Consider the following 24559-nt stretch of genomic DNA (forward strand, 5'->3'; position numbering starts at 1 on the left):
TTGCAAAGTGCTGCCCGCCGTCCCACCTGAGGTCGGCAAAACTCGAACGGCAGGAGGCTTCCTTGCAGGGACTGATTGGGCAAGGACTGATTGGGCGAAAACTGATCGGCGGCGCTCTGGCCGCGTGCCTTGTCGTCGGTGCTGGTGCGGCTGTCGCCCAGGAGGTCGGCAAGGTCGGCGTCGACTGGCTCGGCAACGACATCATCGTCGAGGCGATCAAGGACCCGAAGGTCGAAGGCGTGACCTGCCATGTCTCTTATTTCGACCGTGGCGTGATCGACCGCCTGCAAAAGGGCAACTGGTTCGAGGACCCATCCGATTCCTCGATCGCCTGCCGCCAAACCGGGCCGATCACCATCGGCGACATCGACATGAGCGAGGCCGGCGAGGAGGTGTTCAAGCAAGGCATCAGCCTGATCTGGAAGAAACAGGTGGTGAACCGCATCTACGACAAGACCAACGAGACCCTGATCTATCTGTCGCATTCGCGCCAGGTGCAGGACGGTTCGGCGAAAATGTCGGTCACCACGGTGCCGCTCTATGGCCAGAACGTGGTGTGGACCAACGGCAAGCCGAAATAGGCTCTGGAAACAGGTGACAACGATTGGTCCCCGCTTGCGGGACTAATCGCTCGGGCGTAAAGCCGCCGGCATGGACCCTCCCGAAAATCTTGTCCTGAAAGACCCCGAGCCGCGCATTCATCCGACCGCGGAATTGAAGGCATGCAAGCTTGGGCGCTACGCCTCGATCGGCGAGCGGGTCATCCTGCGCGAAGTCATAGTCGGTGACTTCTCCTATTTCGAGCGCCATGCCGAGGCGATCTACACGACAACAGGCAAGTTCTGTTCGATCGCCGCCAACAGCCGTATCAACGCGCTCGAGCATCCGATTGAGCGGTTGACCCAGCACAAGGTCAGCTACCGGCCAAACGAGTATTTTCGCTGGCTGGGCGTCGACGCGGCGTTCCGCGAACGGCGGCGGGCGACGTCCGTCACCATCGGCCACGACGTCTGGATCGGCCATGGCGCGGTAATCATGCCTGATGTGACCATCGGCAATGGCGCGATCGTCGGCGCCAATGCGGTGGTGACGCGCGATGTACCTGCCTATGCGATCGTCGCCGGCGTTCCGGCCAAGCCGCTGCGCCAGCGTTTTGCCGAGAAAACCGCTGCGCGGATTGAAAGCCTCGGCTGGTGGGACTGGTCGGTCGAAAAACTCGCCAGGGCCATTCCCGACATGCAGGCGCTTTCCATCGAGGCCTTTCTCGACCGCTGGGAGCACGAAATCCCCTGATCCTTGCGGGTCTCTGAACGGCTACGTCGGTGAAAGGAGGGAACCCGGAGCGGATGCTGGTTGTTTCTCCTGCCATGATGGAGAAGCTTTTCACCAGGATCGCCACCTACGTTGCCCATCTTGCCGGTCTGCCGGCGACATTCGCCGTCTGTTTTCTGATCATCGTTGGCTGGGCGGCAAGCGGACCGATGTTCGGGTTTTCCGATACGTGGCAGCTCATCATCAACACCGGCACGACGATCGTCACCTTCCTGATGGTGTTCCTCATCCAGAATACCCAGAACCGCGATGGCACGGCGATTCAGACGAAACTCGACGAGTTGATCCGGGTCGGCAAAGCTCACAATACCTTTATCGGCATCGAGCACCTGACCGAATCCGAGGTCGAGGAGATCCGTAGAAAATGTGAACAGGCGGCGAAACGGCATGATACGGCGGGCATGAAAGCCACTGCACAAAAGCGCGGCTCGAAGACGCATGCGGCGTGAGCGTCAGCTTTCCATGAACGTCGCGAAAGCGTCCTTGTGGTCCGGGTGCCAGCGCGACAGAGCAGGGCGATTTTCGATGATGTCGCCGATCGCCCAGGCCATGCGCTTTTCGTCCATAGGCCGCGTCGCCTCGTTGTCGGGGCACAGGATGTAGAAGTCGCCACGCACCAGCGCGGCCAGCATGAAGTCGATCACCTGCTCGCCGGTCCAGGCGCCGGCGGGCTTTTCGGTTGCACCCTCGGTCAGGCCGGTAAAAGTGAACCCCGGAATGAGCAGATGCGCAGCAATCTTTCCGCCGGGCTCGTTGCGCAGCGCATGCGCCAAGCCTTCGGTAAAGCTCTTCACGCCCGATTTGGAGACGTTGTAGGCAAGGTTGCCGGGCGGCGTGGTGATGCCTTGCTTGGAGCCGGTGTTGACGATCAGGCCCGGTTTTCCTGCAGCCAGCATGCGTGGCACGAAGGCCTCGACGCCATGGACGACGCCCCAGAAATTGATGTCCAGCAGCCGCTTCCAGGCGTCGCGGTTCTCCCAGGGTTTGCCGGGATTGTTGCCGACGCCGGCATTGTTCATCAACAGCGACACGCCGCCGAAGGCATCGAATGCCTTTTCGGCCAGCCGGTCGACTTCGTCGGCTTTCGAGACGTCGGTGGCGACCGCGAGTACCGCGCTGTCGCCGGCAATGGTTGCAACCGCGCCGGCAGCCTCGTCGAGCCGCGCGCCGCCGATGTCGGCAAGCACGATTTTCAGGCCCATTGCCGCCAGCCGCCTGGCCGCGGCAAGGCCGATGCCGCTGGCGCCGCCGGTGATGACGGCAACGTTGCCGGAGCCAAGGGCAGGCAAAGCGCTCTGAATTTCGGCGTCGGTGGTCATCGATCGTGTCCTCGTTCAGGTTGCGCCGAACTTAACGCGGCGACAGGCTCGCGCAAGCCCGTTTGGGCGTCCTCGGGTTGACCACGTCGGCAGGCGCTGCGCATGCTGTCCGCGTAAGAAGGAGATTACCGATTGACCGACTGGATCGAGATCCTGAAAGAACAGACCGCCACCGGCGACCAGATGAGCCGTGAGGTGCCGCAAATGCTTGCCAATCCCGACATCAGCGAAGCGCAAGTGAGAACGCTGTTTTCGGCGCTCGAAAAGCAGGCGGAGTTCGTCGAGAAGCTGCGCATGGCGCTGGAAAAATTCGGCCATGATTTTTCGGTGATCAAGGCGGCCGAGCGGCTGGAGGAGCGCTATGCCGATCTTGCGGCCTCGGTGGCGGAAAAGCTGAAGGCGATGCGGGGATAGGGCGGGCCTATTTTTCGATCTGCCTTTCGAAACGCTTGTCCGGCACGAACCAGATCATGGCAACCAGCACATAGAGCGCGACGCTGATCCATTGATTGACGAAGGTCAGCGGAATGGCAGCGATGTAGAGGACCACCGAGATCTTTTCCTTGCGATCGGTGCCTGCCGCTCTGGCGAAGGCAGTGTCGTTGCCATGCAGCCGGTGCAGGAGGACGACCAGAATGAAGTAGGCGGCCGCGCAAAGCGCCAGGACAACACCGTAAACGGCGACAGGCACCGGCGCGAAATGGTTTTCGCCCATGAAGGCGGTGGTCACGGGCATCAGCGACAGCCAGAACAGCAGATGCAGATTGGCCCACAGCACGCGGCCATCGACCCGCTGCACGGTGTGGAACATGTTGTGCAGATTGTTCCAGTAGATGCCGACATAGATGAAGGACAGCACGTAGCTGAGAAAAGTGGGCCATAGCGGTGCCAGCGCGGAAAAATCCGCGCTATGCGGCACCTTCAACTCGAGCACCATGATGGTGATGATGATGGCCATGACGCCATCGGAAAATGCCTCGACCCGTCCCTTGCCCATGGATTCTCCCCTGCTGCGCGTGGCTCATCCTAGGCGATCGACGTGGCTGGAGGGAAGGCCCGGCCATCATCAGTCGCTGTCGCGCGCGATCAGCTCCAGCGGCCAGACCTCACGGATGATCCGCGCGCCTTCGGGGCCGGCGAAGGCCGGGATCGACGCCAGCAACATTTCGGCAAGCCGCCGTCCCATCGGCTCCAGGCGAGGGCGGAAGCCGGTCAGTGCCGGCGAAAAATAGCGGCAGAGCGGCGTGTCGACGATGACGATCACCGCAATGTCGTGGCCCGGCTTGATGCCCATCTCGGCCAGCGCCTTGCAGCCGCCGAGTGCCATCGCGTCATTGTTGAAGATGATGGCGGTCGGCGGGTCCTTGCAGCGCATGACCTGCGGCGTCACCGCGTCGCCGCCGGCCTCGTTGATGAAGCCTTTCGCGATCAGCCCGGGGTCGACCTCGATGCCGTGCCGCCGCAAGGCCTTGCGATAGCCGGCCAGGAACAGGTAGCCGAAATTGAGGTTGAGGGACGGGCGGATGGCGGCGATGCGGCGGTGGCCGCGCGCCACCAGGCGGTCGACCGCGTCGGCCCCGGCTTTTTCGAAATCGAGGTCGAGCGACGGATAGGTCTTGCCGCCGGAGCGGCTGCGGCCGAGCGTCGCGAATGGGAAGCCGACCCTGGTCAGGTAATCGATGCGCTCGTCCTCGCGACGCGTATAGGCCAGCACCACGGCGTCGGCGCGGCGCGTCTCGACCACCCGGCGCAGGCGCTCCTGCTGGTAGTCGCCCGGCGCGCCCATCACCACGATCAGATCGAGCCCGCTTTCGGCGAGTTTCGCCTGCAGCCCGGTCAGGAATGGAATGAAGAACGGCTCGCCATATTGCTGGTCGCCCGGGTGCGGCTGCAGCATGAAGGCGATCGAGTGGGTGGCGCCGCGGCGCAGGCTGCGGCCGGACTGGTTCGGCGAATAGTTCAGCTTTGCCGCCGCATCGAGCACGCGCTGGCGGGTGTCGGCATTGACGTCGGCACGGCCGTTGAGCGCGCGCGACACGGTGCCGATCGAAATGTTCAGGTGACGCGCAAGGTCGTGGATGCTGGACGCCAAAGGACAGTTCTCCCCCTTGCCTGGCTATCATCAGCCGCTCTTCAGGCCAAGGTGATCTAGGTGATTTTCGCGAGCGGCCAATTGACATTCTACGCCTTCCGGTGTGTTCTCGTAAACGTTTACGGAAAAACGTTTACGGTCATGCCGTGAATGCCGTGACGATCGGTCTGGAGGGGCCGAGCGGAGGAGGAGCGCTGGATGATGAATGTCGTCCTGGTCGGCTGCGGAGCGATGAGCAAGCACTGGCTCGATGCGGCGAGGCAGATCGACGGGTTGGCTATTGTCGGCCTTGTCGACCTCGACGCCGACAGGGCGAAGGCAAGGGCGCGCGAATACGAGCTTGCCGGCGCCATTGTCGGGACCAATCTTGACGCCGTGCTCGACCAGGCCAAGCCCGACGCTGTGTTCGACGTCGTGGTTCCGGCGGCCCGGCGCGATGTCGCGCTTTCGGCCTTTGCGCATCACTGTCACCTCCTGACGGAGAAGCCGCTGGCTGACAGCCCGGAGAACGCGCGCGCCATCGTCGAGGCAGCCCGACGCGCCAGGCGCGTGCACGCCGTCGTCCAGAACCGCCGCTATGTCGCCAACGTCAGGCGCATCAGGCGTTTTCTCGATTCCGGCGCCATCGGCGCGCCAACCAGCATCCACGCCGAATTCTTCGTCGCGCCGCATTTCGGCGGGTTTCGCGAGGAGATGCGCCATGTCCTGCTGCTCGACATGGCGATCCATACTTTCGACGCCGCCCGCTACATGGTCGGCGGCGCGCCGGCCAGCGTCTACTGCCAGGAATGGGAGCCGGTCAATTCCTGGTACCGGCAGGGATCGTCGGCCACCGCAATCTTCGAGCTCGGCGGCGGCAAGCTGTTCACCTATGCCGGCTCCTGGTGCGCCGACGGGTTCCGCACCAGTTGGGAGAGCACATGGCGCATCGTCGCCGAGCACGGCAGCCTGGTCTGGGACGGTGAGGATGGGCTGAGGGCGGAAGTCGCGCGGCCTATCCGTGAAGGCCTGTTCGATCGCACAGAGCCGCTCGCCGTGCCGCCGCTCGATCCGAGAGACCGCATCGGCGGCCATCTCGGCATCATCCAGGATTTTGTGCGCGCCGTCGAAACCGGCAGCGAGCCGGAGACGCGTGGCGCCGACAACATCAAGAGCCTGGCCATGGTCTTTGCCGCGATCGAAAGCGCCGAAACCGGGCGCCGGGTCGCGATCGCACAGGAAGGGTGACGATGCCAAACCCGCTTCTCGACATCAGGATCGGCACCATGGTGCGGGCCAATCTCGATGACCCGGCCGCCTATATCAAGGCGATCCTGCCGCTCGGCTTCGAAAGCATCCAGCCCTTCTTCTGGCAGACGCTGGGCGGCAAGGATCTTCCGCGGCTGGCCGGCCAGATCCGCGAGGCGATCGGCGACGCCGACGTCGTCGTCTCCTCGCTCGGCGTCTTCGGCAATCCGCTGGAAAGCGGCGATGTCGATCACGGCGTGCTTGATGCCTGGGAAACGGCCATCGACCATGCGCATCTGTTCGGCACCGCGATGGTCAGCGGCTTCACCGGCCGCCTCCGCGGCAAGCCGCTGCCCGACAGCCTGCCGCGCTTCCGCGAGGTCTGGGGACCACTGGCCCGGCGCGCCGCCGACAAGGGCGTGCGCATCGCCTTCGAGAATTGCGCGATGGACGGCAACTGGGCCGATGGAGACTGGAACATCGCCCATAATCCGGACGCCTGGGAGCTGATGTTCAACGAATTGCCAGATGACAATCTCGGCCTGGAATGGGAGCCCTGCCACCAGCTCGTCTACCTGATCGATCCGATCCCGCAGATCCGCAAATGGGCGCCGCGCATTTTTCATGTCCACGGCAAGGACGCGACGGTGCGCTGGGACGTGATCCGCGAGCATGGCGTGTTCGGCCGGCTGCCGTTCGTGCAAATGCGCACGCCTGGCTTCGGCGACAGCGACTGGACGCGGGTGATCAGCGAATTGCGGCTGGCCGGATACAGGGGCGCCATCGACATCGAAGGCTGGCACGACCCGGTCTATCGCGGCGACCTTGAGATTACAGGGCAAGTTCGGGCGCTGGACTACCTCAAGCAATGCCGGGGAGGTGCGACGTATCTGCCGAACCCGCGTGAGGCTAATGCATGTCGCGCAAAAGCATGCCCTCGGGCCTGACCAAGGGTGTGCAGCGGTTTTGCGACAACGACATGCATCAAACAGGGAGCCGGCCAGCGAAGCATTGCGGCGAGAAGCCGAAGCATTCGTCGAAGACCCCTCGGCTTGCGAGGGAACGAAGGGAGGATAAGTGCATGAGCATCACGATGAGAAGGACAGTTCTGCGCTCGACCGTCATGGCGGCCGCCACGGCGTTCGCCGCCGCAATCTCTACCTTGCCTGCCCAGGCGCTCGATGCCCAGTGGTGCAAGGACGTCCACATCCGCTTCTTCGTTGGCGGCGCCGAGGGCGACGCCTTCGGCACCATCGTCTACAATGGCGCCAAGCAGGCCGAGGCCGATCTTGGGCCGAAGGTCGACTACATCTTCTCCCAGTGGGATGTCGAGAAGATGGTGCAGCAATTGCGCGAGGCCGTCGCGGTCAAGCCCGGCGGCATCGCCATGATGGGCCACCCGGGCGATGCTTCGATCATGCCGCTGGCCGAACAGGCGCACAAGGACGGCATCAGGATGATGTACCAGAACGTGCCGGTGCCGAAGGTCACGGCAGCGTTCGGCGGCGGCTATGTCGGCGCCCAGCAGGAAGAGCAGGGCCGCGCGCTCGGCGCCGAGGCGTTCAAGCTGGCCGGGCTCAAGGCCGGCGACAAGGCGATCATGATCGGCCCGTTCGAGAACGAGAGCCGCGGCGCGCGCGAGCGCGGTACGGTCGCCGCCCTGAAAGAGGCGGGCGTCGAGGTCATCCAGCTCTCCTCGCCGCCGAGCGGCGAATGGGCTTCCGACCCTAATCTGGCCATTCCGGTGATTACCGCAGCACTCCTCAACAATCCCGACGTCAAGGCGGTTGGCTATCCCGGCGGACAGATGCTGGGCAACGTCCCGACCTACATGCAGGCGGCGGGCAGGAAGGCTGGCGATATCTTCAATTTCGGCTTCGACACCAGCCCGCAAATCGTCGAGGGCTTCAAGGGCGGCTGGGTCCAGCTGACGGCCGACCAGCAGCCGTTCCTGCAGGGTTATCTGCCGATCCTCAGCCTCTGCCAGCAGGTGGTGCTGGGCCTGGCGCCAATGAATGTCGACACCGGCGCCGGCTTCGTCACGCCTGACAATTACGAGATCGTCGCCGAACTCGCCAAGCAGGCGCTGCGCTGACCTTTTGACACGGCTGCCGGTCTTGCGACCGCAGCCGGAACCAAGTGAGGATCGCCATGGCAGAACGCCTTATAGAACTGCGCGACATCAGCAAGTCCTATGGCCAGGTCTATGCGCTGGGCGGGGTCAATCTCAGCGTCGACCGCGGCGAGGTGGTCGGCCTGATCGGCGACAACGGCGCCGGCAAGTCGACGCTGATCAAGATCCTCTCCGGCGTGGTCAAGCCGACCAGCGGCGAGATCCTCATCCGCGGCCAGCCGGTGACCGGCTGGAGCGCCGCGCGCTCGCGCGACGCCGGCATCGAGACGGTATTCCAGGACCGGGCGCTGGCCGTGCAGCAGACGATCGTGCGCAACATCTTCATGGGCCGCGAACTCACCGGCTTTCTCGGCTGGCTGAAGGTCAACAAGGAAATCGAGGAGGCGAGCCGGCTGATGCGCGAGATCGGCTTCACCTCGAAAGTGTTCACGCCGCAATCGATCGTCGGCCAGCTTTCCGGCGGCGAACGCCAGGGCGTGGCGATCGCGCGGGCAATCTACAAGCAGGCCGACCTGATCATCCTCGACGAGCCGACGACGGCGCTGTCGCTGACCGAAACCGCCAAGGTCTTCCATTTCGTGCGCCAGGTGCGGGCGAGCGGACGGTCGATCCTGTTCATCGGCCACAACATCCACCACGTCTTCGATATTGCCGATCGTTTCGTCGTGCTGGACCGCGGCAAGGTCGCGCTCACCGCCGACCGCAGGCAGGTCAAGTCGGCCGAAGACCTCATCAACTTCATGGAAGACGTCGCGCATCCGGGTGGATTGCCGGGACTGCACGACGCCGGCGACCCGGAGCAGAGAGCACGATGAGCAAGACAATGGAGCCCGATCTGCACGAGCCGTCCGCAGGCATCTCCCGTCCCGGCAACCCCCGGAAGGAGTGGAAACACCCATCCGATCACTGGATGCGCGGCTTCATCCTCGACAACCGCGCCGCACTTGGCACGCTTGCCGTGTTCGTGGTGATGATGACGGTGTTCATGATCGCCAACCCGACCGTCTTCACCACCTGGTATCTCTACAGTTCCGTGCTCACCACGCTGCCGGTTGCGCTGTTCGTGGTGGTGCCGCTGGTCTTCGTCGTCACCTGCGGCGAGATCGACCTGTCGTTTCCGGCGACGATGGGTTTTGCCTCATGGGTGTTCGCGCTGGTCGTGCAGGCCGGCTACGACCCGTTTCTCGGTATTGCCGCCGCCATTGGAACGGGCACGTTGCTCGGCTTCCTTGTCGGGTCACTGGTCGTCTATGGCGGGCTGTCGTCGCTGATCGCCACGCTCGGCATGAACTTCCTGCTGCGCGGCCTGATCCAGATCATCAACGAAGGCAGGTCGACGGCGCTGACCAGCCTTGCCGACAGCTGGGCCTACAAGATCTTCTCCAGCCAGCTTTACGGCATCCCGGTGCAGATCTTCTGGGCCATTGGCTTTGTCGTGCTGTCGGCGCTGCTCTACAACAGGCATCGTTTCGGCGCGCAGGTGAAGGTGGTCGGCGACAATCCCGACAGCGCCCAGCAGATGGGCATCGACGTCAAGCGCGTGCGGGTGAAAGTATTCGTCTTCGTCGGCATCGGGGCGGCGATCGCCGGCACCTTTTCGGTGATGATCAACTTCACCTGGTGGCCGACGGCCGGCGACGGCTATCTGCTGCCGGTGCTGGCATCGGTGTTCGTTGGCGGCACGCCGACCTGGGGCGGCATCGGTACCGTCGTCGGCGGCGCCATCGGCGCGGTCACCGTGTCGTTCATCCAGACCGGCGTCGTCGCGGCAGGCCTGAGCGGTTTCTATGTCCAGTTCTTCAACGGGCTGATCATCATCCTGTCGCTGCTCGGCCACAAATGGAACCAGGCGCGCTATCGGTGAGGGGGATATTCACACCCCGGTGACAAACCCGTCCAGCACGCGTTTCTGGCCGGCCTTGTCGAAGTCGATGGTCAGCTTGTTGCCGTCGATGGCAGAAATGTTGCCGTTGCCGAATTTCTGGTGGAAGACGCGGTCGCCGACATTGAAGCGGGATGGCGTGTCGGCGACGGATTTGGCGACCAGCTCGCCGTCGATGGTGCGGCCCTTGATCGAGGTGCGGCCGGCGCCATAGCCACTGTCGGTCTCGCCATAGCCGATGCGCTCGACCTGGTGGCCGGAGCGCGAGCCCCAGTTGCGGTCGGTCGCCTCGGTGCGGTTCTGTTGCGCGCGCTGCCAGCCCGGCGTCGCATAGGTGCTGGAGAAGGCGCCGGATTTTTCTGCGCCGACATTGTCGAAGCGCGAAGCGCCGTAAGGATTTTGCCGTCCTGCCGCCTGGCCGCCCCGCCCGGAGGCGAAAGAGCCGCCGCCATAGGCATTGCCGTAGCCGCCATAGGAGCTGCCGCTCTCGGCGACCTCGACATGGGCTTCCGGCAATTCGTCGAGGAAGCGCGACGGGATCGTCGATTGCCACAGGCCGTGGATGCGGCGGTTGGAGACGAACCACAAATGCAGGTTCTTCTTGGCGCGGGTCAGCCCGACATAGGCCAGCCGCCGCTCTTCCTCGAGCCCGGAGCGGCCGCCCTCGTCGAGCGCGCGCTGATGCGGAAAAAGACCTTCCTCCCAGCCGGGCAGAAAAACCGTCTCGAATTCGAGGCCCTTGGCCGAATGCAGCGTCATGATGTTGACGGCGTCGAGCTCGGCGTTCTGATCGGCGTCCATCACCAGCGCGACATGTTCGAGGAAGGAGCGCAGCGATTCGTACTCCTCCATGGAGCGGATCAGTTCCTTGAGGTTTTCCAGCCGGCCCGGCGCTTCTACAGAGCGGTCGTTCTTCCACATGTCGGTGTAGCCGCTCTCCTCCAGGATGGTCTCGGCCAGTTCGGTGTGCGGCGTGGTCTCCAGCGCCTTTTGCCAGCGCTCGAAATTGGCGGCAACTTCGCGCAGCGCTGCGCGCGGCTTCGGCTTCAGCTCGTCGCTCTCGGCGAGTTTTTCCGCAGCCTCCAGCATCGGGATGCGCAGCGCCCTGGCGGTGTCGTGGATCTGGCGGATGGTGGCTTCGCCCAGCCCGCGCTTCGGCACGTTGACGATGCGCTCGAAGGCGAGGTCGTCTGCGCCTTGCGCGACGACGCGGAAGAAGGCCAGGGCGTCGCGGATTTCGAGGCGCTCGTAAAAGCGCGGGCCGCCGATGACGCGGTAGTTGAGGCCGAGGGTGACGAAGCGGTCCTCGAACTCGCGCATCTGGAAGGACGCGCGGACAAGAATGGCCATGTCGTTGAGATTGTGCTTCTGCCGTTGGTAGGCCTCGATGGTTTCGCCGACGGCGCGGGCCTCTTCCTCGGAATCCCAGGCGGCATGGACATGCACCTTCTCGTCGTCCTCGGCGATTTTTTCGGTGAACAGCGTCTTGCCGAAGCGGCTTTCATTGTGGGCGATGAGGTGGGAGGCGGTGCCGAGGATGTGCGCGGTGGAGCGGTAGTTGCGTTCCAGCCGGATGATGGTGGCGCCGGGGAAATCCTTGTCGAAGCGCAGGATGTTGTCGACCTCGGCCCCGCGCCAGCCGTAGATGGATTGATCGTCATCGCCGACGCAGCAGATATTTACTTTGTTTTCGCTCACGGGCTGTTCCGCGCCTGCCGGCGCGGGCCCGACCCCCCTTTTTTGCGCGCCTTCGGCGTCGCGGGAGGGGCCTCGCAAGGGCTCGGACGCCCGGTCGGGCTTGCGGCCTTCGGCCGTTTGCAAACCTGTTGATGTTGAAGCTCGTCCGGCACCCGGCCGCTGCGCCAGCAGCCGCAGCCACATGTACTGGGCGGTGTTGGTGTCCTGGTACTCGTCGACGAGGATGTACTTGAAGCGCTTGTGGTATTCCTTCAGCACGTCCGGATTGGCGCGGAAGATACGGATCGGGTGGCACAGGAGATCGCCGAAGTCGCAGGCGTTCAGCGTCTTCAGCCGCTCCTGATAGGCCTTGTAGAGCTCACGCCCCTTGCCGTTGGCGAAGGCGCGGGCGTCGCCCTCGGCAATCTCGGCGGGGCCAAGCCCCTTGTTCTTCCAGCCGTCGATCATCTGGGCGAACTGCTTGGCCGGCCAGCGTTTGTCGTCCAGTCCTTCGGCCTGGATGAGCTGCTTGATCAGGCGCACGACGTCGTCGGTGTCGAGAATGGTGAAGTCGGATCTGAGCCCGGCAAGTTCGGCGTGGCGGCGCAGCAGCTTCACTCCAATCGAGTGGAAGGTGCCGAGCCACGGCATGCCTTCGACATTGCCTTCGCCGATCAGCAGGCCGATGCGCTGCTTCATCTCGCGCGCCGCCTTGTTGGTGAAGGTGACGGCGAGGATCTGCGACGGGAAGGCCTTGCCGGTGGCGAGGATGTGAGCGATGCGGGTGGTCAGGACGCGCGTCTTGCCGGTGCCGGCGCCGGCCAGCACCAGAACCGGACCCTCGGTGGTTTCCACCGCCAGCCGCTGCTCGGGGTTGAGCCCGTTCAGATAATCGGGCGCATTGGCATGGCCGCTGCGGGCAGCCATGGCGCGCGCAGCAATGCCCGACGGGGCCACGGGGCGCGCGTTCCGTTCATCAAAAAAAGGCATATCTTCCGAAAAGCCGGACATCTCCCCCGAATGTAGTGATTCGGCAGCGAAAGGCCAGAAGTGTCTCCGTTTTGTTCTCTGTCCAGCCGGGGGAGCTTCAAATCCGATGGCACGCCAGCCGTAGCGCCGGCCTGCTCGACAGGACGGCGGGTCGGAGAAAGTGGGACAGCGCACCAGTCGAACGGTGTCATCCTGGACCAGCCGCCGGTCTGGCGGACCTGCGCTTGCGTCAGCAGCGCCTCACCGATCCGTGACTGGACCGTGCGGGCTTCTGCCCTATCTTGCGCGGCGGACATGTTCCCGAAGCCGAGGAGAGCGCCATGACAAAACCGAGCCCTGCCAGCCCCGCCGTCACCAGACCCGCCATTACCCAGGCGATGATCGACGCCTATGACGAATACACGCATCTGACGCTCGACCGGCGCCGCTTCATGGAACAGTTGACCAGGCTTGCCGGATCAGGTGCGGCGGCCGCCGCAATTGTGCCGCTGCTGGCGGCGAATTCGGCCCGGGCGGCGATTGTTGCCGGGGACGATTCACGCGTGACCGGCGAGGACATCAGCTATCCCGGCAGCGGTGGCGAGATGAAGGGCTATCTGGTCAAGCCGGCCGGCCAGTCCGGCAAGCTCGGCACCGTCATCGTCGTGCATGAGAACAGGGGGCTGAACCCGCATATACGCGATGTGACGCGGCGCGTGGCGCTGGAAGGCTTCGTTGCACTGGCCCCGGACTTCCTGTCGCCGCTCGGCGGCACGCCGGCCGACGAAGACAAGGCGCGCGAGCAGTTTTCCAAGCTCGATCCGGCGCAGACCACCGCCAATGCGGTCGCAACGGCCGCTTTCCTCAGGGGCAGCGAGGATGGCAACGGCAAGGTCGGCGCGGTCGGCTTCTGCTGGGGCGGCGCCACGGTGAACACACTGGCTGCCAATGCGCCGGATCTGGCTGCCGCTGTCGCCTATTACGGCATGCAGCCGAAGGCCGAGGATGTGCCGAAGATCAAGGCGGCGCTGCTGCTGCATTATGCCGGGCTCGACACCCGCATCAATGCCGGTATCGACGCCTTCAGGAAGGAGCTCGATGCAGCCGAAGTCGAGTACACGATCCATGTCTATGAAGGTGCCAATCATGCTTTCAACAATGACACGTCGGCGGCTCGCTACGACAAGAACGCGGCGGACCTCGCCTGGGGCCGGACGATCGCCTTTCTCAAGGAGAAGCTTGCCTGATCAGGCATTTGCCGGTTTGTGAAAAGCGACGCCGGCCACCACCAGCGCGATGCCGATGCAATCGGTAGGGCTGGGTATCTGGCGGAGCACAATGACGCCGATCAGCGTGGCGGTGACCGGCAGCAACGACAGCATCAGCGCGAAGCTCGATCGCGGCAGCCGCGACATGGCAAGCTGGTCGCAGATATAGGGGATTACCGACGAGCAGATGCCGACGCCGATGGCGGCGACGAGCAGTGGCGGCGCCGAGAAAGCCGGCAGCGCATCGGTGAAGCCGATCGGCAGCACGATGAGGCAGGCGACGGCCATGGCCGCGCCCAGGCCGGCGATGCCGTCGCCAGCGCCGGCGCGGGCAACGCGATGGCCAAGCATGATGTAGCCGACGAACAGCGCGCCGTTAAGGAAAGCCCAGAACAGGCCGATCGGGTCGCTTGACCATTTGACGTCGATCAGCAGCAAGGTGCCGGTGACGGCAACGGCAAGGGCTGCGAGATTGCGCGGGCTTCTGACGCCGACCAGCGCAACGCCGATGGTGCCGACGAACTCGATCGCCGCGACCAGCGAGATCGGCAGCCGGTCGAGTGCCAGGTAGAAGGAGCAATTCATCACGCCGAGGCAAGCGCCGAAGGCGAGAAGCAGCAGCCGTGTCGGCCGGTCGGCGCGGGCGAAGACCGTCCACGGCCGCGTCAGCGGCGCGAAGACAAGGGCGGCGGTAACGATGCGCAGCCAGGCCATTCCGAGCACGCCGACATGCGGGAAAAGCAGCACGGCGAAAGCCGGCCCGAGATAATGAAACACAGCGCTGACACCGAACCAGACATGCGGCGGCAGCGATGTCGCCAGCCTGCCAAAGACAGGGCCGCCGAGGGCAGGGATAGCAGCTGGGGCTTGCGCTTGATCGTCCATAGGATCATTATCGCAGGCAGTTTTACCTTTTTATATAGGTAATGGCCGACCAACGAGATCATTTATTCTACTGAACAAAGGAGTTTTTCCTGAAACGCATTCGAAACGAAAATGCTGATCTGGATGCGGCGGATCTGAAAATCCTGCGCCTTCTGGAAAAGGATGCGCGCACCAGCACCGCCGAACTGGCGCGCTCGGTCGGCCTGTCGGCGCCGAGCGTGGCCGAACGCATCAAGCGGCTGCAGGAGAGCGGCGTGATCGAGGCCTACACTGTTCGGATCAACCCGGCCGCGCTCGGCATGAAGCTGTCGGCATGGCTGCGGATCAGGCCGGTGCCCGGGCAGTTGGCTGTGGTGGCCGAGATCATCCGCGACTTGCCGGAAATCGCCCAGTGCGATCGGGTGACCGGCGAGGACTGTTTCATCGCGCTGGCGCATGTCGGCTCGGTGGCCGAGCTCGAACGGGTGATCGACCGCATCATTCCGTTTGCGATGACCAACACCGCAATCATCCAGTCGTCGCCGGTGGTGGCGCGTTCGCCGCTGGCGGCGGTGTTCGTCAGTACATAAGCTTAACTGGAAAAAGTCGCGCCGCCCCTCATCGCCCTGCCGGGCACTTCTCCCCGTATAGTGACGGGGAGAAGGACGCTGTCACCAATAGTTTCGCCAATTGCCGGCGTTGCCGAAAGAGAGCCGAGGTTGCGGCCCAGCGTCTTCTCCCCGTCACTATACGGGGAGAAGGTGGCGGCAGCCGGATGAGGGGCGGCGCAAACGCCCCAGAAAAAGCAATCGAACAACGAGCCTACTTCTTTCCGCAACGATCAGGCGTGGCCGCGCTTCAACCGTGCTTGCTTCAGGATGGCGCGCCAGCGGATCATGGCGAAAGGGATCGGCTCGTTGTTGTTGGCGATGGAAAAAATTTCGTAGTTGAGGTTCTTCAGCGATCGCCAGAAATCGTAGTCGCTGATGCGTGGGTCGGCCGCCAGCCTGTCCGCCTCGACCTTTATGTCGGTTTTCATGCACGTTCCCCGAACCGCTTCCGCCCAGCCGCCCGTATCGCAACTCGATGGGGACGGTTTTCGACCGCCGCGCTGAGTCGTTCAACGCCTCAATCCGGCTTGTTCACGTTAAAACCTTGGTAAGGTTAACGGCGGCCGGGTCGCGGTTCAAGCGATCTTGCGGGCTAGTGCCAATTGCTTACCAGGGCGTAGTGGCTTTGGGGCAACAGTATGAATAAAAACAATGACTTAAGTCGAGCGCCGCAAAAACCTCTTCAAACGCGGCGCGCCTTGATGCCGATCGAACGGCCGGCGCGCTCGGGCATCGGCAGCGCCGCGTGGACGGCGCGCATGGCCTCGATCTTGGCCAGGACATCGGCCGGGAAGGGCGCCACCTTCGGCCCGGACATGTCGACATGAAGCGACAGTGATTCGGACGTGGCGGCGAGCCAGCCGTCGATGTGGCGGATTTCCTGATAGGCTCTCAGCCGCTTGTCGTCATGATCGAGGAGCTGGAATGAGACATTGACCTTGTGGTCGAGATGCAGCTCCCTGATATAGCAGACATGGACTTCCGCCGTGTAGATGGTCAGCCGCCGCTGCTTCACGTAGTCCAGCCCCATCCCCATCATCTCGAACGCTTCGTCGGAGCAGCGGTCGAGCAGCACGTTGTAGTAAGCCATGTTGAGATGGCCGTTGTAGTCGATCCAGCCCTTCTCGATGTCCATGGCGCGCGAGACGAAGGGGGCGGGGATGGGCATCAAGAAACTTCCTTCTGGCTGGACGGAGCGTGGTTGGCGAGACTAGATAAAAGACCGGCCCCGACTAATTCCTGACCGCCGAAATCGCCAAGATCATGACGGGCCATTCGAAACGTTGAGGGTAGCGTTCGAAGACTAGCGCCAATCAGACTGGCTGCCGCCAATGGCCGAGAATCGTATTGATTGAATCGGTCAGCGGGAACGAGCACAGAGCGCCAATTGTTGCCATTCGCTCGCATCGAAGGGAACGACCGTTCCTAACTCGATTTCAGTCACCCTCGGGGACGACCCGCCGAAAAATCTGCTGGTCGACAAGCCAATAAAGGCCTAAATTAGAGGATACTGTTATTTGAGCGCCGACGCGGCGGACCGCCAATTATATCGGCAAATAAATTTCAGCACGGCTTCGTTGGAAAACGCACCAATGCACGAATCAACATCTGGTGCAGGGCTGCAAGCACGGTTGAACTCCGTTAGTCCACTCGCAGCGCTGTCCGTCCTGCTGGCCCTTTGTGTCCTGGTCGCCATTGTCGGCACTTCACTGCCGACCAGTCATGACGAAGTGCAGTATCTTGCATCGGCTTTCCTGAACCGCACCTCGAGTGTCTACCGAGATTTCTTCTACTCTCAAACGCCTTACTTCGTCATCGCCCTGGACTGGTGGTGGCGGATCACCGAGCTTGTCACCGATCAGCACTATCTTTCTGCGAGGATATTCAACGTACTTTGGAGCTTTACGTTCATCTTCGCATCTTTCTTCGCATTCAAGACGCTGTCCAAAAACTTGCTGTTCTCGTCTCTGCTCACATTTTTGGTTGTGACCAGCTCCTTGTTGGACATTTCGCTGCGAGTTACGCGAAACGATATGATGCCGCTCGCGCTATCTGCGTTGGCTTTACTCCTCGTTTCCCTTTCGATTCAGCCGAAACAGAGCGACAGGTCGTCCCAGCTGCATTTCGTTGCTGGCCTGCTTGTAGCCATTGCTGCGGGAAGCAAGCAGTCGTACGCATTCATTGCAGTAGCGGTGGCGATCTACGCATTGGCTGCAGCGATGGCGCGCTCCTCAAACTTCAAAGCGGTGCTGCTTCCAGTGTTTTTAGGAGGTTTAATCGGCGCGCTTCCCGCGATTTGGTATGCGGGCCAACACTTCCAGAATTTTTTCTATGCCAATATCGACTTTCACATGGAGTCGCACGCTCTCTGGAAGATGGGCGAGATTCCGGGCTTGAGGCGACGGATCATCGATCTCTTGAAGTTGATGAGAGATCCCTCGCTTATTCTTCTCGGCGGCATTGCATTTGTTCTGCTTTTGTCGGCGCGCTTTGGGTTCGTAGCGATGAGGGGGTTCGCCTCGACTGCAGAGGCCAGAATCCTTTTGCTGTGCGGCTTATCGAGTATATCTGTGCTCATAAGCTGTTTGCTGGCGGCTCCAGTGCATTTTCAGTATCTCGCACCGATGCTTCCCTTCGTTGGGGGTGCGGTCGCCATTGTTGCTGGTGCAACTGACAACAAGATAGCCCGCAATTGGGCCGTGATTCTCGCGGTAGCGATGGCGCAGGCAGTGCCAGGACTTTTCCTGTACAACAACGGGGCGCTGGCACACGTAAGGAGCATGGTATCGAAGGGCGTCGAAACTGAATTGAACAGGCGACGCGCCTGGAGCCGCAACAAGTGGGCAGCAACGCATTTCAGTATTGTACGATCGCAACTGCACGACGCCCTCGGTTCTCCTAACCGAGAACTCAAAATCGCGACTTTGATGTCATACTATCCGATCGACGCTGGATTTGGCATTTACCCCACGTTCGCCAGCGCCCCTTTCTTTTACCGTACCAACGATATGCTCGATGCGAGATTGTTGGAGCGGCTACGGGGAACCAGTCCGTCGAGGGTAGCGAACTGGCTGAAAGCAAACGAAGTGCAGACAGTACTCGTCGGCTACTCGTTTGCTTTCAGCCAGGACGCCAAACTCGAGGATGGGTTCAAAAAATACGCAGCTTCAGAAGGCTTTGTTTGTTTTCAAATAGATCTGCGAGGAGCGTACAGGACAAACGCGGGTCAGTTGTTGGTCGCCAAAGAGCATGCGCGAGGCAAACCCGATTGCTGACAATGGCGGTGCCGGCCTAATTCCATCTTCCATCTCCAATGGCTGGTTTTGATTGTGGGGCCGGCCCGGTTTGACGGCGCTGCAAATTCCTGCCTGCGCTTGCGCAGACCGCCGACGCATTCTCACAGAACGTCAGCAGGCATCTTTTCAGCCTCCTGCGTGCAAGCCTTCAAATAAACAGTAGCTGTATGAACTAAAGCACGTCCAGCTTTCCAGTTGCTTTGAACTCCGCAGCAGAAAACGAACTCCTGCTCGACGCGCTGCCTCCCCGTCCAGCTCCGGTCTGTCCCCGATCAAGACGGTACTGTTTTGATTTTCTCCAGCCCTTTCCATAATCAATTCCAAGCCTCGGGGATTTGGCTTCAACGCGTTAACATCACGCGCGCTGACGGCATAATCGGCTTCCAAGCCAAGCGCCATGAGTTTCTCGCCTGCGGGATAGTCAGAAAAAACACCGATTTTTCGGCCCGATGATCTCGCGCTGCTGAATACCTTATCGACGCCGGAATAGCGATACTGAGCCAAGGCGACTAAAGGTCGAGCCTCAATCCATTCCGCAACAATCGTTTGAACCTGGCGAGGGGTTAAGTTGAAGCGGCTCGCAACTCGATCGGCGATATGCTCCTCGAACTCGGCGATCTCTCGGACGCCGACGTCTTCGCGCAGCTTTCGATATGACCGAACGACAAAAAGGTCGCGAAAACTGGCCCGACGAATGCTGTGCGCCATAAGCTCGGCGCCTATCCGAAGTCGCAGCGGTGTTTGCCGGTACAGCGTCCCATCAACGTCGAAGACAATAAGACGTATTGGCGCCCAATCGAACGTTGTTGGCTCAGTCAAAGCTGATGAACTTTTGGCTGGTGAGCCGTTCGAGTATCGGTAAATCCACGAAACTCAAAAGAAGGAAGAGTGCGCCCAAGCTGGCCGTCGTGACCATCAGGCCTCGTTCTGCGAAAAGATTTTCGGGTTCTGAGCTGTCGAATTCGGTAGCATGGACATGGCGAGATATTGTGCGAAGAGAAGCGAGACTACCGGCAGCAAAATAACGTATTCGATGCGGTACTTTATAAGAAAGATTGCCAACATTGCGACGCTGAAGAGACCATAAACAAACGTCGAAACGGTAAGACTCACCTCAGTGTAGCCCGCGAAGCTGCGGCGGTACCGGACCAGAGTATCCTTCCCGTGTGCTGCGACAATCTCACGGTATTCCCCGCAAAGATTGACCAAGTCACATTGGGAGAATGTACGCCCTTAAGAAGATAGGCCAGAACCACGCCCGGCAAAATGAACACATGTTTCGTCGCGTGATCCAGGCGAGCAATAGCAACGTAATCCTTCACGCTCGCATCGTGTCCCCAGAATGAGCGTACTGTTTCGTTGCTCGAATGCTTCATGACGCTGCATCTCCAGCGCCCCGGACCGGAGAAACAGTGAAGGCGCTGTGTGATGCGTATTGGTTTGCCGCATCGACCGCGATCGCCCATTCGTTCGGACTGTCGTGACAGGCCTTTAAATCCGGCATGTCGATCGGCTCAATAAATGCGACGACGGGCAAGAACACGATTGCCTCGGAAATGGAACAGTGATCAAATCCAATTAACATCACAAGGGACGCGAAAAGCAATGGAACAGTGATCAAATCCAATTAAAATCACAAGGGACGCGAAAAGCAAGTTCCGGCTTCGCCTTCGGAGCGGACAAACCACCGCACGAGGCGGTAAATCGCCGGAGTCAAAAAACGAAGGCGGGCGTTGCCCCACGCTCGATGGCAATCAGCTTGAAGGCGCCGCCGGCTGAGTCGTAGTGCGGCCGGCGCCGGTGATGCTCAGGCGCGAGTGGCGCCGGATGGATTTCAGTGAGATGGACCTAGCGGCCGTTCTGACAAGCTTCGATCAGCGCATTCGATTGCACCGATCGATCTCGCCTGCAGTTATAGCCTGGCGAAAATAATCTTGCTGCTGATCATGAAGTTAAACAGAAAGACAACGACGAGTGAAACGCATTGTGCCGCGATGTAATGCAGATAAGGTAAGAGAGCAGAGAAGGCCAGGAAATTGACCAAGCTCGCCAGGATGGACATCGCCACAAAACTCGGTAGCGCTAATGTGTGGCTAGCTGTTGATCTGAAGGTGAAACGCCTTTGCAAGAAATAATTCGACACAATTGCGCTTAGCAATGCGATTTGCGAGGCTAGATACTCTGACATTTCACCGTACTGCACCAGCAAGTAAAGCAGAACAAGTTGCAGCGTTGCGGCGATCGAGCCGAAGATGAAATACCTGACCAATCTAGAGCCGAGCAGTCGTGAAGTACACATATGATGCTCTTCGGTTTGAGGCACGGAGCGCCATGCCATAGAGATATCCTGGAAGCGCAATCGTTTGTTCTCGAAAGATCCTGAGCGTGATTATATCTGGCGTGTGATGTGGTGAGCAACTGTTCTGGGTAGCTTTGTTTTTTCGTATCGAAGTCACTTATGACGGTACAAATAGAGGTTTGGAATGTGGCTTAGCTTTGATGAGGCATTAGATGCGTTCGCCGAGACAGTCGTGCAGGCAAGACGGCCCGCGCCTCAAGATGCAGATCAACTGGCACATGAAGTCGCCAAGTTCCTGAAATCTGTGCATCGCAGGATGCCTGACTACCTTCGGCCACCATTTGTGCTTCTTGTGCTGCTTTTTGATGCATGGTCATTGCCACGCACAGGGAAACCCTTCCACCGGTTAGGCCATCTGGAGCGCAGCGCTCAGGTCGATGCTTGGCGGCAATCCCGTCTGGAGTTTCGAAGGCGATTTGTAGAGTTCTATGGGTCGCTGGCGATCTTTGGATTGTATTCGGATCTTTACGGCCGCGATTATCAATATGACAAAGTTCACGACCATGAGCAACGTTGAGTCGCCGTCTGCTGATGTCATCGTTATCGGGTCCGGGCCAGGGGGATCGGTAGCTGCCACGCTGTTGTCAGAAGCAGGCAGGTCGGTGATCATGGTTGAAGAGGGACAAAACCTGCCCCTCGAATCCGCCGCGCATTTTTCTCGAGAAGAGATTCTTCAGAAATACCGCAATGCCGGAATCAACATCGCACTGGGTCGCTCCAAAGTGGCCTATGTAGAGGGATGTTGCGTAGGAGGCGGAAGCGAAATCAACCGCGGCCTCTATCACAGAATATCCGACACCGTCCTCGACGGTTGGAGTCGGAAATACAATGTGAGGGACTTATCACTCGCAGCCCTGACCCCCCACTTTGAAGCCTGCGAGCAAACGGCGAAGGTAGAGTATTTGCCGGGGCCTGCACCTTTATTGTCGACGCGGCTCGACGAAGGTGCACGAAAGCTTGGCTGGGCTTCGTTGGAGGTTCCGCGACTCTATGCCTACGGGACGGATACACGATCAGGCATTCCCGGTCGAAAGCAATCAATGTCCGAAACCTTCATCCCGCAACTCCTTGCCTCGGGAGGCCGCCTCGTTGCTAACACCCGCGCGGTTCGGCTTCGGTATTCAAACCGTCGTTGGCATGTTCGAACCGTCCAAGCGCAATCGAACGGGAGCCGACGAGAGGTGAACTATTCTGCCAGGTCGGTGTTCGTGGCGTGCGGCGCTGTTCAGACGCCCGCGCTCTTGAGGCGGTCGGGCATACGCAAGAACGTTGGTGACTCGCTGCGTTTTCACCCGATGCTCAAGGTTGTCGCCATCTTCAAAGAGGAAATCAATACGCCGGGTGAGCTCGAGCCCACCCACCAGGTAAAGGAATTCGATCCACGATTCAGCATGGGCTGCTCGATGAGCAAGCGACCTGCTTTGGCGATGGCAATGGGTGTGCACCCGAACATGATGGAGGAAGTGGATCGCGAGTGGCGGCGGATGGCCATCTACTACGTGCAGAGCACAGGCGGCCGCGCGAACGTCCGTAACTTCCCCGGCTTTTCCGATCCCCTCGTCCGGGTCCATCTGACAGCCGCAGACCTCGCGGAGCTGGCTGAGGGGCTTGCAAGATTGTCTGAAGTTTTGTTTGCCGCGGGCGCTGAGGCTGTCTATCCTAGCATTGCCGGATACCCGGTGCTTCGATCGTCTGATGATGTTGCAAGATTGCCTCTGACCATGCAGCCACAGCAGGCAAATCCAACAACGATGCATTTATTTTCATCCTGCCCTATGGGCGAAAACCAGGACATCTGCGCTGTCGATTCGTTTGGGCGAGTCCACGGATCAGAGAATTTGTTCATCGCCGACTCTTCGATCCTATGCGAACCAACAGTGGTGAACCCTCAGGGTACGGTTATGGCGATGGTTCGCCGAAACGTTTCGCAAACAATCGAATATCAGTTGCGTTAGAGCGGCCAACATCATGAGACATTTGATAACAGGTGGTTCTGGGTTCATTGGAAACCTCACCGCGCGTCGCTTGCTGGAGCGCGGTGAGCAAGTTCGCGTGCTGGATATCTGGTCGGACCCATCGCAACCCAAGCAGATCGAATTCATCAACTGCTCGGTTCTGAATAGAGATGGCGTTGCGTCGGCGATGCGAGGCGTTGATGTAGTCCACCACAACGCAGCGCTTGTGGCGCAGACCGACGCGGGACGGGACTATTGGAATGTAAACGTCGAAGGCACCCGGATCGTCGCGGATGAAGCCGCCAAGGCCGGAGTCAAGTCGTTGATTCATGTCAGTTCAACGGCTGCTTACGGCATTCCCCCATCGGGGCCGATCACGGCGGCAACCCCTCTCAATCCCGTTGAGCCGTACGGGAAATCGAAACTTGCCGGAGAAAGAGTTGCAGAGGAAGTCTGCGGCAAAAACGGCATAAACTTGATCACCATTCGACCGAGGGCCACTTTAGGCGCAGGCCGGCTCGGAATTTTCCAGATCCTTTTCGAGTGGATCAAGGAGAACAGATCCGTTTACGTGATCGGTAGCGGAAACATCAAATTCCAGTTTATCCATGCACATGATTTGATGGATCTTTACATGCTGGCACTCGATGCCGGAAAAAGCGGCACCTACAATGTGGGGACGGACGACTTTGGAACGCTCCGTCACGATCTGGAGGAGCTCATCCAACATGCTGGCAGCACATCAAAGGTACGAAGCCTTCCGGAAGGGCCTGCTATCAACGCACTTCGCACTTTGCATTTCCTTCGCTTGTCGCCGTTGGTGCCGTGGCACTATTTGACTTATCATAAGGAATGCTACTTCGACGTTCAGCCGCTTATCGAACTTGGATGGCGCGCAAAGTATTCAAACCGGTGTATGCTCGCGGAAAGCTATGATTGGTATTGTCAGAAGCAGACCTCGCCCGTCGCAGAAGGCGGTCCGCAATCGCCTCATCGATCCCCGTTGAAGCAACGCGCCCTGTGGTTGATCAAGAAGCTATCGTAATCCACGGCGGAGTGCCTCCGGTAAGCGTCCCCTCTGCACAGGAAGCGTGATAGCCATTAAAGCTGTGGACACACGGGCAACCAATCCGGCCTTAGAGGCGCGCCGACCGGAGCAAGATGCAGATTGCAGCGTCGCCAACAGCCAGGAAACCGCCGCCGAGCCTCGACGTTACTAACAGCCAGCATCAGCCCATAATAAGATTTGCAGGCGATACCATTTCAATCGCTGCCGGTATCGCGCGTTGTTAGCAGCACAGGCGGCCCTGCTTTCTGAATCCCCAACTGGCCCGTCAGGACGTGATACCTAGAGCGCGTCCTGTTTAATCTGGGTCGTATGCAGCTGCCTTGAAGTAGTTGGCGCATTCGGCTGGGGTGAAGCGTTCGAGGATCGCGCCGACTGCGTCCCACAGTGCGCTGATTGTCCGCTCGGCCTTTGCCCGCATCAGCGCCTTGTATAGGGCGGGAGATAGAGCAGGCTCGCCCCCGCCGTCTCGATCGCGTCGCGGACGCCGGCGGCCTTGTGGGCAGGC

The 24559-nt window shown here is 60.7% G+C and carries 25 protein-coding genes and 1 pseudogene; 15 read left to right on the forward strand and 11 right to left on the reverse strand.

Annotation, left to right across the window (positions count from 1 at the left end):
- The first annotated feature begins 62 nt into the window (after positions 1 to 62).
- The 3 genes from AC0L18_RS20765 (at position 63) to AC0L18_RS20775 (ending at position 1781) form a co-directional block, all read left to right on the forward strand.
- Positions 63 to 581 carry a CreA family protein gene (locus AC0L18_RS20765; RefSeq protein WP_287071432.1) on the forward strand — a complete coding sequence of 173 codons (519 nt, stop codon included), beginning with the start codon at positions 63 to 65 and terminating at the stop codon, positions 579 to 581.
- 70 nt (positions 582 to 651) lie between these two features.
- Positions 652 to 1293 carry an LbetaH domain-containing protein gene (locus AC0L18_RS20770; protein WP_473493977.1) on the forward strand — a complete coding sequence of 214 codons (642 nt, stop codon included), beginning with the start codon at positions 652 to 654 and terminating at the stop codon, positions 1291 to 1293.
- Between the two features lie 77 nt (positions 1294 to 1370).
- Complete coding sequence (locus AC0L18_RS20775; protein WP_473493999.1) at positions 1371 to 1781, forward strand: low affinity iron permease family protein; 411 nt, start codon at positions 1371 to 1373, stop codon at positions 1779 to 1781.
- Positions 1782 to 1784: 3 nt separating this feature from the next.
- On the opposite strand, the gene AC0L18_RS20780 is transcribed toward AC0L18_RS20775, so the two are convergent.
- Entirely contained in the window at positions 1785 to 2651 is an 867-nt protein-coding gene (locus AC0L18_RS20780) for an SDR family NAD(P)-dependent oxidoreductase (protein ID WP_473493978.1), read from the reverse strand.
- 132 nt (positions 2652 to 2783) lie between these two features.
- On the opposite strand from AC0L18_RS20780, the gene AC0L18_RS20785 reads away from it, so the two are divergent.
- Entirely contained in the window at positions 2784 to 3065 is a 282-nt protein-coding gene (locus AC0L18_RS20785) for a hypothetical protein (protein WP_128167136.1), read from the forward strand.
- A gap of 7 nt (positions 3066 to 3072) precedes the next feature.
- On the opposite strand, the gene AC0L18_RS20790 is transcribed toward AC0L18_RS20785, so the two are convergent.
- Positions 3073 to 3648, reverse strand: coding sequence for a TMEM175 family protein (locus tag AC0L18_RS20790; RefSeq protein WP_091594188.1), 576 nt, complete (start codon positions 3646 to 3648; stop codon positions 3073 to 3075).
- Between the two features lie 69 nt (positions 3649 to 3717).
- Positions 3718 to 4743 carry a LacI family DNA-binding transcriptional regulator gene (locus AC0L18_RS20795; RefSeq protein WP_287192582.1) on the reverse strand — a complete coding sequence of 342 codons (1026 nt, stop codon included), beginning with the start codon at positions 4741 to 4743 and terminating at the stop codon, positions 3718 to 3720.
- A gap of 198 nt (positions 4744 to 4941) precedes the next feature.
- On the opposite strand from AC0L18_RS20795, the gene AC0L18_RS20800 reads away from it, so the two are divergent.
- From AC0L18_RS20800 to AC0L18_RS20820, 5 genes are all read left to right on the forward strand, one after another.
- On the forward strand, positions 4942 to 5970 hold the full coding sequence (locus AC0L18_RS20800) for a Gfo/Idh/MocA family protein (RefSeq protein ID WP_473493979.1): 1029 nt from the start codon (positions 4942 to 4944) through the stop codon (positions 5968 to 5970).
- A 2-nt stretch (positions 5971 to 5972) separates the two neighbouring features.
- Positions 5973 to 6917 (forward strand): sugar phosphate isomerase/epimerase family protein, encoded by a 945-nt coding sequence (locus tag AC0L18_RS20805; RefSeq protein WP_473493980.1) that lies wholly within the window; start codon positions 5973 to 5975, stop codon positions 6915 to 6917.
- Between the two features lie 134 nt (positions 6918 to 7051).
- Complete coding sequence (locus AC0L18_RS20810) at positions 7052 to 8065, forward strand: substrate-binding domain-containing protein (RefSeq protein ID WP_473493981.1); 1014 nt, start codon at positions 7052 to 7054, stop codon at positions 8063 to 8065.
- A gap of 56 nt (positions 8066 to 8121) precedes the next feature.
- The gene (locus tag AC0L18_RS20815) at positions 8122 to 8919 is read left to right on the forward strand and encodes an ATP-binding cassette domain-containing protein (protein WP_023798768.1); all 798 of its coding nucleotides are present in this window, start codon (positions 8122 to 8124) and stop codon (positions 8917 to 8919) included.
- The gene (locus AC0L18_RS20820) at positions 8916 to 9968 is read left to right on the forward strand and encodes an ABC transporter permease (protein WP_473493982.1); all 1053 of its coding nucleotides are present in this window, start codon (positions 8916 to 8918) and stop codon (positions 9966 to 9968) included. The genes AC0L18_RS20815 and AC0L18_RS20820 overlap by 4 nt, the downstream gene beginning before the upstream one ends.
- Before the next feature lie 9 nt (positions 9969 to 9977).
- On the opposite strand, the gene AC0L18_RS20825 is transcribed toward AC0L18_RS20820, so the two are convergent.
- Positions 9978 to 12674, reverse strand: a complete 2697-nt coding sequence (locus tag AC0L18_RS20825) for an ATP-dependent helicase (RefSeq protein ID WP_473493983.1) — start codon at positions 12672 to 12674, stop codon at positions 9978 to 9980.
- A gap of 299 nt (positions 12675 to 12973) precedes the next feature.
- Here AC0L18_RS20825 and AC0L18_RS20830 point away from each other — a divergent pair, with 299 nt between their 5' ends.
- Positions 12974 to 13879, forward strand: coding sequence for a dienelactone hydrolase family protein (locus AC0L18_RS20830; RefSeq protein WP_473493984.1), 906 nt, complete (start codon positions 12974 to 12976; stop codon positions 13877 to 13879).
- On the opposite strand, the gene AC0L18_RS20835 is transcribed toward AC0L18_RS20830, so the two are convergent.
- Positions 13880 to 14785: an EamA family transporter gene (locus tag AC0L18_RS20835; RefSeq protein WP_473493985.1), complete on the reverse strand. Its 906-nt coding sequence runs from the start codon at positions 14783 to 14785 to the stop codon at positions 13880 to 13882.
- Positions 14786 to 14874: 89 nt separating this feature from the next.
- On the opposite strand from AC0L18_RS20835, the gene AC0L18_RS20840 reads away from it, so the two are divergent.
- The gene (locus AC0L18_RS20840; RefSeq protein WP_473494000.1) at positions 14875 to 15354 is read left to right on the forward strand and encodes an Lrp/AsnC family transcriptional regulator; all 480 of its coding nucleotides are present in this window, start codon (positions 14875 to 14877) and stop codon (positions 15352 to 15354) included.
- Positions 15355 to 15605: 251 nt separating this feature from the next.
- Here the strand turns inward: AC0L18_RS20840 and AC0L18_RS20845 are convergent, their stop codons facing one another.
- Complete coding sequence (locus AC0L18_RS20845) at positions 15606 to 15803, reverse strand: hypothetical protein (RefSeq protein ID WP_473493986.1); 198 nt, start codon at positions 15801 to 15803, stop codon at positions 15606 to 15608.
- A 254-nt stretch (positions 15804 to 16057) separates the two neighbouring features.
- Positions 16058 to 16543 (reverse strand): thioesterase family protein, encoded by a 486-nt coding sequence (locus AC0L18_RS20850; RefSeq protein WP_473493987.1) that lies wholly within the window; start codon positions 16541 to 16543, stop codon positions 16058 to 16060.
- Between the two features lie 349 nt (positions 16544 to 16892).
- On the opposite strand from AC0L18_RS20850, the gene AC0L18_RS20855 reads away from it, so the two are divergent.
- Complete coding sequence (locus AC0L18_RS20855; RefSeq protein WP_473493988.1) at positions 16893 to 18650, forward strand: hypothetical protein; 1758 nt, start codon at positions 16893 to 16895, stop codon at positions 18648 to 18650.
- 147 nt (positions 18651 to 18797) lie between these two features.
- On the opposite strand, the gene AC0L18_RS20860 is transcribed toward AC0L18_RS20855, so the two are convergent.
- The 3 genes from AC0L18_RS20860 to AC0L18_RS20870 all read right to left on the reverse strand — a co-directional run bounded on the left by AC0L18_RS20860 (position 18798) and on the right by AC0L18_RS20870 (position 21009).
- Positions 18798 to 19490, reverse strand: a complete 693-nt coding sequence (locus AC0L18_RS20860; protein ID WP_473493989.1) for an HAD family hydrolase — start codon at positions 19488 to 19490, stop codon at positions 18798 to 18800.
- A gap of 553 nt (positions 19491 to 20043) precedes the next feature.
- Positions 20044 to 20298, reverse strand: a complete 255-nt coding sequence (locus tag AC0L18_RS20865) for a hypothetical protein (RefSeq protein ID WP_473493990.1) — start codon at positions 20296 to 20298, stop codon at positions 20044 to 20046.
- Between the two features lie 285 nt (positions 20299 to 20583).
- A complete protein-coding gene (locus AC0L18_RS20870) occupies positions 20584 to 21009 on the reverse strand; it encodes a GtrA family protein (protein WP_473493991.1) in 426 nt (141 codons plus the stop codon).
- 145 nt (positions 21010 to 21154) lie between these two features.
- Here AC0L18_RS20870 and AC0L18_RS20875 point away from each other — a divergent pair, with 145 nt between their 5' ends.
- Genes AC0L18_RS20875 through AC0L18_RS20885 form a run of 3 tightly spaced genes read left to right on the forward strand, consistent with a single transcriptional unit; the run spans position 21155 to position 24030 of the window.
- Positions 21155 to 21547, forward strand: coding sequence for a hypothetical protein (locus AC0L18_RS20875; protein ID WP_473493992.1), 393 nt, complete (start codon positions 21155 to 21157; stop codon positions 21545 to 21547).
- Positions 21516 to 22985: a GMC family oxidoreductase N-terminal domain-containing protein gene (locus tag AC0L18_RS20880; protein WP_473493993.1), complete on the forward strand. Its 1470-nt coding sequence runs from the start codon at positions 21516 to 21518 to the stop codon at positions 22983 to 22985. The genes AC0L18_RS20875 and AC0L18_RS20880 overlap by 32 nt, the downstream gene beginning before the upstream one ends.
- 13 nt (positions 22986 to 22998) lie before the next feature.
- A complete protein-coding gene (locus AC0L18_RS20885; protein WP_473493994.1) occupies positions 22999 to 24030 on the forward strand; it encodes an NAD-dependent epimerase/dehydratase family protein in 1032 nt (343 codons plus the stop codon).
- A 319-nt stretch (positions 24031 to 24349) separates the two neighbouring features.
- Here AC0L18_RS20885 and AC0L18_RS20890 read toward each other — a convergent pair.
- Positions 24350 to 24559, reverse strand: a pseudogene (locus AC0L18_RS20890) (IS630 family transposase); the annotation flags it as partial.

The sequence above is a fragment of the Mesorhizobium sp. WSM4819 genome (assembly GCF_055811215.1).

Excerpts from the sequence above, each read along its gene's own strand:
- AC0L18_RS20790 (WP_091594188.1), bottom strand. The coding sequence starts at position 3,648 with ATGGGCAAGGGACGGGTCGAGGCATTTTCCGATGGCGTCATGGCCATC.
- AC0L18_RS20830 (WP_473493984.1), top strand. The coding sequence starts at position 12,974 with ATGACAAAACCGAGCCCTGCCAGCCCCGCCGTCACCAGACCCGCCATT.
- AC0L18_RS20810 (WP_473493981.1), top strand. The coding sequence starts at position 7,052 with ATGAGCATCACGATGAGAAGGACAGTTCTGCGCTCGACCGTCATGGCG.
- AC0L18_RS20870 (WP_473493991.1), bottom strand. The coding sequence starts at position 21,009 with ATGGCATGGCGCTCCGTGCCTCAAACCGAAGAGCATCATATGTGTACT.
- AC0L18_RS20800 (WP_473493979.1), top strand. The coding sequence starts at position 4,942 with ATGATGAATGTCGTCCTGGTCGGCTGCGGAGCGATGAGCAAGCACTGG.
- AC0L18_RS20820 (WP_473493982.1), top strand. The coding sequence starts at position 8,916 with ATGAGCAAGACAATGGAGCCCGATCTGCACGAGCCGTCCGCAGGCATC.
- AC0L18_RS20780 (WP_473493978.1), bottom strand. The coding sequence starts at position 2,651 with ATGACCACCGACGCCGAAATTCAGAGCGCTTTGCCTGCCCTTGGCTCC.
- AC0L18_RS20825 (WP_473493983.1), bottom strand. The coding sequence starts at position 12,674 with ATGTCCGGCTTTTCGGAAGATATGCCTTTTTTTGATGAACGGAACGCG.
- AC0L18_RS20815 (WP_023798768.1), top strand. The coding sequence starts at position 8,122 with ATGGCAGAACGCCTTATAGAACTGCGCGACATCAGCAAGTCCTATGGC.
- AC0L18_RS20805 (WP_473493980.1), top strand. The coding sequence starts at position 5,973 with ATGCCAAACCCGCTTCTCGACATCAGGATCGGCACCATGGTGCGGGCC.
- AC0L18_RS20770 (WP_473493977.1), top strand. The coding sequence starts at position 652 with ATGGACCCTCCCGAAAATCTTGTCCTGAAAGACCCCGAGCCGCGCATT.
- AC0L18_RS20880 (WP_473493993.1), top strand. The coding sequence starts at position 21,516 with ATGACAAAGTTCACGACCATGAGCAACGTTGAGTCGCCGTCTGCTGAT.
- AC0L18_RS20875 (WP_473493992.1), top strand. The coding sequence starts at position 21,155 with ATGTGGCTTAGCTTTGATGAGGCATTAGATGCGTTCGCCGAGACAGTC.
- AC0L18_RS20845 (WP_473493986.1), bottom strand. The coding sequence starts at position 15,803 with ATGAAAACCGACATAAAGGTCGAGGCGGACAGGCTGGCGGCCGACCCA.
- AC0L18_RS20850 (WP_473493987.1), bottom strand. The coding sequence starts at position 16,543 with ATGCCCATCCCCGCCCCCTTCGTCTCGCGCGCCATGGACATCGAGAAG.
- AC0L18_RS20835 (WP_473493985.1), bottom strand. The coding sequence starts at position 14,785 with ATGGACGATCAAGCGCAAGCCCCAGCTGCTATCCCTGCCCTCGGCGGC.
- AC0L18_RS20775 (WP_473493999.1), top strand. The coding sequence starts at position 1,371 with ATGGAGAAGCTTTTCACCAGGATCGCCACCTACGTTGCCCATCTTGCC.
- AC0L18_RS20885 (WP_473493994.1), top strand. The coding sequence starts at position 22,999 with ATGAGACATTTGATAACAGGTGGTTCTGGGTTCATTGGAAACCTCACC.